The organism is Pelobium manganitolerans, assembly GCF_003609575.1.
GTDB classification, from domain to species: domain Bacteria; phylum Bacteroidota; class Bacteroidia; order Sphingobacteriales; family Sphingobacteriaceae; genus Pseudopedobacter; species Pseudopedobacter manganitolerans.
Map to the genome: position 1 here is coordinate 249,207 of NZ_MBTA01000012.1, position 12,016 is coordinate 261,222.

General features: G+C 42.2%; 6 protein-coding genes. 4 read left to right on the plus strand and 2 right to left on the minus strand.

The window, feature by feature from the left end; genetic code table 11:
* Positions 1–56 precede the first annotated feature (56 nt).
* From BCY91_RS07585 to BCY91_RS07600, 4 genes are all read left to right on the plus strand, one after another.
* Complete coding sequence (locus BCY91_RS07585; protein WP_220699454.1) at positions 57–1,550, plus strand: pectate lyase family protein; 1,494 nt, start codon at positions 57–59, stop codon at positions 1,548–1,550.
* Between the two features lie 26 nt (positions 1,551–1,576).
* Positions 1,577–2,524, plus strand: coding sequence for a pectinesterase family protein (locus BCY91_RS07590; protein ID WP_120181354.1), 948 nt, complete (start codon positions 1,577–1,579; stop codon positions 2,522–2,524).
* A 194-nt stretch (positions 2,525–2,718) separates the two neighbouring features.
* The gene (locus tag BCY91_RS17585) at positions 2,719–5,304 is read left to right on the plus strand and encodes a T9SS type A sorting domain-containing protein (RefSeq protein WP_182995331.1); all 2,586 of its coding nucleotides are present in this window, start codon (positions 2,719–2,721) and stop codon (positions 5,302–5,304) included.
* A gap of 53 nt (positions 5,305–5,357) precedes the next feature.
* A complete protein-coding gene (locus BCY91_RS07600; RefSeq protein ID WP_120181355.1) occupies positions 5,358–9,008 on the plus strand; it encodes a pectinesterase family protein in 3,651 nt (1,216 codons plus the stop codon).
* A 368-nt stretch (positions 9,009–9,376) separates the two neighbouring features.
* Here BCY91_RS07600 and BCY91_RS07605 read toward each other — a convergent pair whose 3' ends face one another.
* Entirely contained in the window at positions 9,377–9,562 is a 186-nt protein-coding gene (locus BCY91_RS07605) for a CsbD family protein (protein WP_120181356.1), read from the minus strand.
* 106 nt (positions 9,563–9,668) lie between these two features.
* Positions 9,669–11,615 carry an acetate--CoA ligase gene (gene acs, locus BCY91_RS07610; RefSeq protein WP_262696788.1) on the minus strand — a complete coding sequence of 649 codons (1,947 nt, stop codon included), beginning with the start codon at positions 11,613–11,615 and terminating at the stop codon, positions 9,669–9,671.
* Positions 11,616–12,016: the final 401 nt, after the last annotated feature.

Below are 12,016 nucleotides of genomic sequence, written 5' to 3' on the forward strand. Positions count from 1 at the left end.
GCGCTTTTTACATCCTATTACCCCAGCCTGCATTTTAACCCTAAAAAAGTTTATATATGAAACATTATAATGCCCTCGCCAAAAGTTTGGGTACTTTGCTTAGCGTATGCCTATTTTTAACAGTAATCGCCTGCAAAAAGAAACAAAGTACAAAAGAAGAACTCCCTGCAATTCCAGACGATAAACCTGTGCAAGTGCAAGAACAAGCGCTGGCTTTTCCCGGTGCCGAAGGTTTTGCCAAAGATATCACCGGTGGCCGTGGGGGCAAAGTGATAAAAGTTACCAACCTTAACGACAGTGGCACCGGAAGCTTGAGAGACGCAATTAACCAAAGCGGCAAACGGATAATCGTTTTTGAAGTTTCGGGTACAATTATGTTAAAAAGCCGCTTGCAAATTAAAAACGGCGATTTAACCATTGCTGGGCAAACGGCACCAGGCGATGGCGTTTGCATAGCAAATTACGACGTAGTGAATGACGCCGATAATGTAATTTACCGCTTTTTGCGCTTTAGGATGGGCGATGCCGGCAAAGTAGAGGGCGATGCTTTTGGCGGAAGGTTCCATAAAAATATTATGGTGGACCACTGCTCTATGAGCTGGTCAACAGATGAATGTGTGTCTTTTTACGCCAACGAAAATTTCACCATGCAGTGGTGTATCATTGCAGAAAGCTTAAGAAATTCTGTTCATGATAAAGGTGCGCATGGCTACGGAGGCGTATGGGGCGGTAAAAATGCATCATACCATCATAATTTAATGGCCAACCATGATAGCCGTAACCCACGCTTTGGTGAGTATGCCGGAGATATTTTCGCTTTAACAGATTTGGTAGATTACCGCAATAATGTTATCTACAACTGGGGCAATAACAGCTCCTACGGTGGCGAGGCCATGAACATTAATCTGGTAAATAACTATTACAAGCCCGGGCCAGCTACCGCAAAAAAGGACCGCATTTTTTCTATCGATAAAAATAAAAATGAGGGAACTGCGGTTTACGACATTTGGGGCAAATTTTATATCAGCGGCAATGTAGTAGAAGGAAGTACAAACGCCAGCAATGACAATTGGACATACGGCGTTTTTAATCAGTTTCATAGTAGTTACGGCACGGTTTCAGAAGCTGATAAAGCTAAAATGAAACTCAGCTCGCCGCATCCTACCAATAATAACGTAAGCACTCAAACCGCACAAAAAGCATTTGCCAGCGTTTTGGATTTTGCAGGAGCCTCGTTAAAACGCGATGAAGTGGATGCCAGGACTGTTTTACATACACGCAACGGCACCTTTTATAAAAATGGTTCTAACGGGAGCAAAAACGGTATTATTGATACCCAAACAGATGTTGGCGCTTGGCCGGACTTAGCTTCTGCCCCGGCACCTAAAGATACTGATCATGACGGGATGCCCGACGACTGGGAAATTGCAAACAAGCTGGATCCTAAAAAGGCAAACTCTTCCGATTTTGATTTGAGCACAGGCTACACCAACATTGAAGTTTATATCAATAGTTTAGTTAAACATATTGTAGATAAGCATTATCAATAAATTCACTTAGTATATCCATAACTTAAATGCTACGTCCAAATTTAGTGCTTACCTGCCTTATCGTTTTTTTGGCAAAATTCGCTTGCGCGGATATTAAATTAATTGTGGCCAAAGACGGTAGTGGCAACTATAAAACCGTACAAGCTGCCATCAACGCTGTGCCAGATGACCCTGCCCAACATACAGTGATTTTTATCAAACCCGGAGTTTACAAAGAAAAGATCACGGTTCCCGAGCGGAAAAACAACATTAAACTCTTGGGCGAAGATCCTTTTAAAACCATATTAACTTATGATGATTATGCATCAAAAAAAGACCGCACCGGTAATAATATAGGTACGTCTGGCTCTGCCTCGTTTTTAGTGTATGGCGAAGGTTTTAGTGCAGAAAATATCACTTTTGAAAATTCCGCAGGCCCGGTGGGGCAAGCTGTAGCCATGCGTGTAACAGGAGATAAAGCGCACTTTAAAAATTGTAGATTTTTAGGTTTTCAAGACACGCTGTATACCCATGGCGACAGCTCTAGGCAATATTATGATCACTGTTACATTGAAGGTACTACAGATTTTATTTTCGGGGCGGCAACAGCTTTATTTAAAGACTGCCAAATTTATTGTAAAACCGGCGGGCAGTTTATCACAGCGGCCTCAACTCCGCAAAGTTCCAAATTCGGCTACGTTTTCTTGAATTGTAAAATAAGTGGCGATAAAGGGGTGTCTTACTTTCTTGGTCGCCCGTGGCGCCCTTACGCCAGCGTTGTTTTCATCAACTGTAATTTGCCTGCGTTAATAAAGCCCACAGGCTGGGATTTTTGGGGTAAAGAGGCTAACAAACAAACTGTCCGCTACGCCGAGTATAAAAACTTTGGAGAAGGATTTATTCCAAATTCGCGCGTAAATTGGTCCAAACAGTTGACGGATGCAGAGGCTGAAGAGTTTACAGCATCCAATATTCTAACTGGTTGGCTTCCTTAGTATAAATACTTGTATAACAATTGTTTATAAAGAAGTTGTAGGTGTGAAGTTTACCAGTTTTTTATCCTAAAAATACCAATTATTGTACCTCGTGCATAGCCCTTGTATTTAGTTTTGTTTATCCAATTAAAACTAAATTTTTAAAACTATAGCTAACCAACCGGGGCTTTTTATTGTCCCGTTAAACCATTTATATGAAAATAAAGCTACTCGGCATTTTATGCTTGTTTTTTTGCACCAGCACTATTTTAAAAGCGCAAACCAAGGCTTTCCCAGGTGCAGAAGGCGCCGGTGCCTACACCTCCGGAGGCCGCGGAACACCAACAGTTGCCACCACTGTTTTTGAAGTAACCAATTTAACCGATGTTAACAGCCCGGGGAGCTTACGCTACGCATTAACAGCTGCTGCTACCTATCGCACAATTGTATTCCGTGTTTCCGGAACCATCCATCTCACTTCTAAACTTAGCATAAAAGGAAATACCACTATCGCTGGGCAAACCGCGCCTGGAGGTGGTATTTGTTTGGCAGATTATCCGGTTTCTATCGGTGGCGATAACGTGATTATCCGGTATATGCGTTTCCGTATGGGAGATCGCTACCAGAACAAAGGAATGGTTGACGGTGCAGGCAGCGACGATGCCCTAGGCGACTTAGGGCATAAAAATATCATCATCGACCATTGTTCTGTAAGTTGGAGCACGGATGAGGCACTAACCGTTTACCGTGGCGATAGCGTTACCTTGCAATGGAACTTAATATCCGAACCTTTAAACTACTCTTACCATTTTGAAACGGGCGATACGGATTTTGAACACCACGGGTACGGAGGGATATGGGGAAGTAGGCATGGTTCTTTTCATCATAACTTAATTGCAAGTGTTAAAAACAGGGCGCCTAGGTTCTCGGGCGTTTATAATGGCATTGCCGATACCTGCGATTTCCGCAATAACGTAATCTACAACTGGGGGATAAACAATATTTACGGTGGCGAGGGAGGTTTTTACAACGTGGTGAATAATTATTTTAAAAAAGGACCCAGCACCACCAGCAGACCTTACCAAATGGTAGGCGTTGATTATAGTGATACCCAACCCTATGCAAAATACTATCTAACAGGGAACTATATGCACGGTTCGCCGGTAAATACCGCCTCAAACTGGAAAAGCGTAACCATGAAAAGCGGCTCTTTGGCCGATACCGTGTTGGCTAAAGTTTATACGCCATTTCCGGCACCTGTATTGGCTTCGGAAACAAGTGCCGAACAAGCTTATATTGACGTGCTGAATGGTGTGGGAGCTATTTTGCCAATGCGGGATACGCTAGATCAGCGTATTATTAACGACGTGCGCAATGGAACCGGAAAGCTGATTGATGTACAGGGCGGGTATCCGCACGGAACAGATTATGCCCTAACTGTAAATGCCTGGCCAACCTTAATATCTACCACTGCACCGGTTGATACGGATAAAGACGGGATGCCTGATGCTTACGAAACCGCTAATGGACTAAACCCAAACAGCGCGGCAGACCGTAATACACGCAACAGCGAAGGCTATACCGCTTTAGAAGTTTATTTGAATAGTATTGTTGCCAATACAGGAACAGATCCCGATCCGGTAGGCGGCACAGCATTTTCTGCTACATGGCCTTTAGTTTCAGATCAGGAACCTGCTCCGGTAACCGGCAGTGTGATTGCAACTGCCCAAACCATGGATCCTAATATGACGGTGCGAGACTATAGGACCTTTACCGCCGGAACTGCAAACGACGGAACTTTTGTTCCTTATACTGCACAGCGGATTTACCCTAACGGTGGCAATATCAGTTCGCCAGTGGGCTGGCCAGCAGATCAATCTGGCAATGTAAGCAACCAATGGGTAGAGTATAAAATTGAACCTGCTAGCGGTAAAGATTTAAAAGTAACCGATGTAAGTATAGATTTTGGCCCGGCCGGAAGCACCGCCACTATGCAGGCAAATGTAGAATACTCTTTAGACGGTTTTGCTACTGCAGGCATTAAACTGAACGGGGCTACACCTATTGTTTTACCAGCTTTGGTAAAAAACGACAACAGTTATCTGACCATTGCCTACGCGGGACTAGATATCAAGGTAAAAGCCGGAAAAGCCTTTTCGTTGCGTGTATATCCTTGGTGGCCTTCTGGCAGTGGTAGCGACACGAAATATCTGGTAGAAAAAAATGTGGTTATCTCAGGCGAAAGCTCGGTTACACTGCCACTCGATTTTTTAAGTTTTGATGCCACATTACGCAAATCGGGCATAGAAACTAAGGTCGATCTAAACTGGTTAACTACCAACGAAGTTAATGTATCAGCTTTTGAAATCCAGAAAAGTACAGACGGCAAAACTTTTACTACCATTGGTACTGCCAGTGCAAAAAACACGCAGGGCGAACATCGTTATTATTTTTCTGATAAAAAACCTGCTGTTGGCGTGGCATATTACAGGATAAAACAAATAGATATAAATGGCGATTTTAAATACAGTAAAACCGTTTATGTCAGCAATAACGAAGTTAAAAGTTTAAGCCTTTACCCAAATCCGGTACAAAATGGTTTCTCTTTAAACCATCAGCCTTCGTCGGCCGGAGCCATTATTAAAATTACCGGAATAGAAGGAAAAACTTTGATGAAACTTAGCTCCAAAACCGGAAGCCTGGTTGATCAGGTAGATGTTTCTGCCTTACCGGCAGGCTATTATATATTATCGTTTATCAACCAGCAAAAAACGGAATCACTTGAATTTATCAAACAGTAAAAGCTGTTAGCAATAAACAAAACCAACCATTATCAACCAATTATTAAACAATTATGAAAACAAAACTTTACTTGTTATTCTTCTTTTTCCTTTGTGTAGGAAAACTGAAAGCGCAGGAAGAAAAACTCCTGTATTCAACCGATTTTCAAGATTGGGATGCTGTAACGTCCACTACAGAAAAAACAGTAGAGAAAGCAACAGATTTCTCTAACGAACAATTATTCTTTAAATTTTTTCAGGTGAATGTAACGCCAACCGGTGCAGATGCAACCCGGTTCGTTTATCCGCCCAATACTCCAGCGGTTGGTGGCACACAAGTTAGCTTAGGTTATGCCCAGTCGCAAAAGAACCAACCTTCGTATATCATACTTTCGCCTTTAAACTCTATTACTAAAGTAGTGTTTAAACATGGTGCCACCGGTGGCGGTAGAGGATACAAGCTCTGGAAAAAAAACAGTACCGATGCGGATTGGGTGTTAGTTTCATCGGCTGCGGCTAACCCTGCCGCCGGGCAAGAAGTTACCGCCAATATTAACGAAAGCAATGTTGCCTTAAAATTTACAAATATCAACGAGTCGCAAAATGGCTATCTGTTTGATCTAAAAATCTACGGGAATTACACTTTTGTAGACCCTCAGGTATTAACCACTTCGGTTAACATAGCAAATTCGGGAACGGTTGACCGTCTTCCAAACAGCGATAAATATGAGAAAGGGATGCTAACAAAACTAACAGCCAATGCAAATATTGGATATGAGTTTGTAAAATGGGTAGATGCTGCAAATGGTGATGCCGATTTATCTACCGACAATCCTTATACCATAACAATGGATGCGGCCAAAAACATTAAAGCTGTTTTTAAATCTGTGGTACTCCGTAATTTCACGCTTAATGTTGTTGGCTCAAATTGGGGAAAGGTACAGCTTAGCCCCGAACCCGTTGGCGGACAATACCAAGATGGCACTGAAGTTACCATGACAGTTGTTCCGAATGCGGTAACCACTTTTAGTTATTGGGAAGACAATTCTACCGCCCAGCAGAGAACTGTTACTATAAACTCTGATGTAACTTATACCGCAACTTTTGACGAGATTCCCTTTATAGTTGGTTGGGATTTTAAAGATCAGGCTACCAAGCAAAATAAAACTGCTGATTTTTACTCTGAAAGCACCAATACAGGGATAATCTCTGTTTACGAACCTACTGGCAGTACAGTCAACTGGCTATCCAATGCCGGAAGTTTTTCACCTACTTATCCAAATATCAGGCTTTGGACAGCCGGTGCCGATTTTGCAACTACCCGTCGGTATCTGAAAGCTTCATTTTCAACAGAAGGGTATAAGAATATTCAGGTAAAATCATTAGTTACGGCAAATTACCAGGCTTATTCCGTCCAAAAGCTTCAATACTCATTGGACGATATAAACTATACAGATATTGCTTCGGTTGACATAACAAATGCTTATAACGCCGGGACCTGGGAAGAATTAAACATTACTTTGCCGGTTGCTGCAGAAGATCAAACCCGGGTGTACCTGAAATGGATCGGAGATGCCTCAAGCCCTGTGTTGGGTGGCAACGATAATGATGGAACAGCCTACACCAATATTTTTGTATATGCCGACAAGGAAATTATAAACGATACTGATGCGCCACTTTTGGTATCTACAGTACCGGTCGAAAATTCGAATACAGCCACAGTAAACGGATCTGTAGTGCTAACCTTTAACGAAAAAATGAAAGCAGGCACAGGAGATATCACCTTAGATGGAAAAACGCTTACAGGTGTGTTCGGCTCTAAAACAGTAACTTTTGGCTACGAAAAGTTGAATTACGATACCGAATATACATTAACAGTTCCTACTGGTGCTTTAACAGACCAATCTGGAAATGCTTTTGCTGGCACAACTTTAACCTTTAGAACTGGAGTAAGAGCGGAACCCACAAAAAAACTATTTGACGCAGTGGTAGCTAAAGACGGCTCGGGAGATTATCTATCTGTAATTGATGCCATTGCGGCGGCACCAGCCGGACGCACCACTCCATGGTTGATATACATCAAAAACGGAAAATACACAGGGCATCACGATATTCCTTCAACCAAACCTTTTATCCATTTAATTGGGCAAAGCAGGGATGGGGTTATTATTTCTGATAATCGCTTATCGGGCGGAGAGAATGCCGTTCATGTAAGTATTGGAGCAACAATGGTGGTAAACTCAAAAGACTGTTATTTTGAGAACATTACTTTTGAAAACAGCTGGGGGTACGAGCAGCAAGCAGGGCCTCAGGCCTTGGCATTATACTCGATAACAGATAGGTTTACCATGAATCATTGTTACCTAAGAAGTTATCAAGACACTTATTTAACAGCTTACAGTAGTATTGCAGACAGACATTATATCAAAGATACCAGAATTGAGGGTGCGGTGGATTTTATTTACGGCGGCGGAGATGTGTTTTTTGATAAGGATACCATTACCACCACGCGTTCCGGAGGATATATTGTGGCGCCAAGCCATGGCGCAGGTACAGCGTGGGGTTATGTTTTTAGCAATTGTATCATAAACGAATCAAAAGGAAATAACCTAACTACCTATTTTGGTCGCCCGTGGCAAAATGCCCCTAAAACAGTTTTTATAAATACAAGGCTCTATACCGGTATTAATGCTACCGGATGGTACTATAAAATGGGCGCAATTCCGGCAGTTTTTGCGGATTATAATACCATGGATGCAAACGGCAACCCGGTAGATTTAAGTCAGCGTATTTCTGATTATGAATATGATGTAAAAGACGGAGGAGGAAATGTAATCAACACCGTACACGGCACCGCCAAAAGTAGCCTTACAGATATCGAAGCGGCAAGTTACACTTACGAAAACGTAATTTTGCGCAGTGGCGATACTTGGGACCCGCGTTTAATGGCCGAAGCGCCAAACCAGCCACTTAATCTACAGTTAAGCGGTACAAACCTAACGTGGGATGCTGTTGCTTATACCAGACTGTACATTGTGTTTAGGGACCAAGCAGTATTAGGCTTTACTACCAATAATCAATTTACAGATGCCACTGCTTTACCGGCAACAAGCTACAAATACACTGTACAGGCAGTTGGCGAATTTGGAGCGTTGAGTAAACTGGCCGATCCGGTTGAAACTTTACCTTTAAAATTCCTGACTTTCAAAGCAACGGTTGCCAAAGAACTGGCTCCAAAGGTAAACCTGACTTGGTCAACCACAAACGAGGTAAACACCTCCAAATTTGAAGTTGAACGCAGTGTTGATGGCAAGGTATTTACAAAAATAGGAACGGTTAACGCCTTAAATACCGCAGGCATTCACAACTACAGCTTTACAGACCAAAGCCCGCTTGATGGCGATGCTTATTATCGTTTAAATCAAATTGATTTAGATGGTAAAAATGCTTACAGCGATTTAAAAGCGGTAAATATATCCAGTGGCATTAGCTTAGCGCTTTACCCAAACCCTGTTTCAGATGAGCTTAATATCAGCCATGCGAAAGCAAAGGTTAACGCCACCTTAGAAGTTGTTGCCACAAATGGTAATAAAGTGCTGCATCTGTCCATTCCATCAGCATCAACAGATACAAAAATTGATTTGACAGGGCTGTCGGCTGGCACTTATATCCTGATATTTAAAAACGGATCTGAAAAACAGGTTGCAAAGTTTGTGAAGAAATAGATAAGGGTTTCGTTAAAATAAAGGTGGGTGCGTTAATAGCGCATCCACTTTTTTTGTTTCCATCTAAAGCTAAAAGTCTTCAAATCTCCTCAAAATGAAAAAGGAAGCGATGGGCGCTTCCTTTTTACTAAACCTAAACCTAAACGTATGAAATTTGTCTCTTCGTCAAAGACAATAACAGTATTACAAAGGCAGTGCCAAACTTTTTGGTGAGCGAATTTATTTTACAAACAGCGCTTAATGGATGTTTGGGGCTGTTTTTTAGATGGGATGTAAGCTTTGGTGGGTCAAATCCAGAAAATTGGACACAAAAAAAATGCCTCAGAATTTGTACAATTCTGAGGCATTTAAAGGTTTTGCTAAAAAAACTACAAACCTTTAATCCAGTCTACAACTTCATCTCTGGTTTTCCCTAATTTTTGTTGTAATCTTCCAACGGTTTCGTCGGCTTTCCCTTCTTCGTAAGCCAAATCGTCATCGGTTAACTCACCGTAAGCTTGTTTGGCTTTTCCTTTTATTTCGTTCCAACTTCCTTTAAATTCTAACTTGTCCATGTCTTAATATTTGTTTTTAGTAAATAGATTAATTACTGTAAACTAACCAAGCTTCGTGCCACTGCGCGTAGAAAGGAGTAAAGATGAAAGACAAAAGACGGCACCGTCACAGTTTTCCTTTTTTAATTTCTTCTACCACCGCCGGGTCCAACAAGGTAGAAACGTCGCCCACGTTTGCCATATCGCCTTCGGCAATTTTACGGAGAATGCGCCTCATAATTTTTCCCGAACGTGTTTTAGGTAAACCGCTCACAAACTGTATTTTATCCGGCTTAGCTATGGCGCCAATAATCCGGCTCACTGTCATTGATATATCTTTTTTGGTCAGCTCTAAATCGTCCGACTCTTTATCTAAAATCACGTAAGCGTAAATGCCTTGCCCCTTAATTTCGTGCGGGTAACCTACCACGGCAGATTCTACCACATCGGTAAACATGTTTATCGCATTTTCCACTTCGGCGGTTCCAATCCGGTGGCCCGAAACGTTGATTACATCGTCCACACGGCCGGTGATACGGTAGTAACCGTCTTCATCGCGTAAGCAACCGTCTCCTGTAAAGTACATATTTTCGTAGGTGGAGAAATAGGTTTGCCTGCACCGTTCATGGTCGCCATAAGTGGTACGTAACATTCCCGGCCACGGAAATTTGATGCACAAATTACCCGATACGCCGTTACCTTCAATCACGTTGCCGTTTTCATCTACCAATACCGGTTGCACGCCCGGCAATGGGAGTGTGGCATAGCAAGGTTTTGTTGGTGTTACGTTGGCGATTGGCGAAATTAAAATCCCGCCGTTTTCTGTTTGCCACCAGGTGTCCACAATCGGGCATCTGCCTTTCCCAATATTATCGTTATACCAGTGCCAAGCTTCTTCGTTTATGGGTTCACCTACGGATCCCAAAACTTTTAAGGAAGATAGGTTTTTGTCTTTTACATAATCCAACCCAGATTGCATTAAGGAACGGATTGCGGTTGGGGCGGTATATAAAGTGTTTACCTCGTATTTATCTACAATGTCCCAAAATCTGCCTGCATCCGGATAGGTTGGGATACCCTCAAACATTAAAGTAGTTGCGCCCTGCGCCAGTGGGCCATAAATAATGTAAGAATGCCCTGTAATCCAGCCAATATCTGCGGTACAGAAATAAACATCCTCGGGCTGGTATTGGAAAACATTCTGGAAAGTGTATGCCGTATACACCATGTAGCCGGCGGTAGTATGTACTACCCCTTTAGGTTTGCCGGTTGAGCCGGATGTGTAAAGGATAAATAGCTCGTCCTCGGCATCCATTTCTTCCGCCGGGCAATCAATCATCCCCAGTGTTTCCACTTTATTTATTTCGTCTTGCCACCATTTGTCGCGCCCTTTTATCATTGAGATAGGTGTTCTGGTGCGGGTTAAAACAATCACTGTTTTTACAGAAGGGCACTGTACCAGCGCGTCATCAATCACGTTTTTTAAAGGGATGTCTTTAGTGCCTCTAAACCCGCCATCGGCGGTAATTACCATTTCGCATTGTGCATCATTAATGCGGTCTGCGATAGACTGTGCCGAAAATCCGCCGAATACTACCGAGTGCACGGCGCCAATGCGGGCGCAGGCCAAAACGGCAATAGCCAGTTCTGGCACCATAGGCATGTAAATGCACACTTTGTCGCCTTTTTTCACGCCGTTGCTTTTTAAAACATTGGCAAATAAGCAAACTTTCTCGTGCAGTTGTTTGTAGGTTAAAATACGGTGATGCTCTGTAGGGTCGTTAGGTTCCCAAATAATTGCGGGCTGGTCCGCCTTGTCTTTTAAATGGCGGTCTAAGCAGTTTTCTGTAATGTTTAGCTTGGCGCCTTTAAACCATTCAATTTTGGGTTCTTTAAAATTCCATTCTAAAACTTTGTCCCATTTTTTTTTCCAGCTAAAGTTTTCGGCTATAGAGGCCCAAAATTCTTCCGGCTGTTCAACACTTTTCTTGTACGCTTTTTTATACTCGTCAAAAGACGAAATTGTAAAGTTCATTATGTGGTTAAATTGGTTATTAGGGCGAAATTTAGAAATTTTAATTTAGAAACCGGAACTTGTTGGGTATAAAACGTGAAGTTTTGAGAAGCATTATCTTTTTTAATACAGTGTTTTGCTGGATTAAGTATAATGAATAAAGAGAGAGGTTAGTATCCCAAAATCGGCTCCTGTCTGTTGTCCCAGAAAAACAATAACACTATAGTAGTTTCTGTAACTTTATAAAATAGTGAACATTGTTTATTTAGCGTTGCGACCCGCACGTTGATATTTAGTTCTGTTGATTTAAACATAAAGGGTTGTTTCGCTATTAAGGATATAGTTTTTCTGCTTGATCAACAAATTTATCGGCTGATTTCTTCCCAAATTTATGAAGAACAAACTCGTAAGTAGTTACTAATGTCTCCCTAGAACGTGGGGTATAAAACACAGTCAGATTC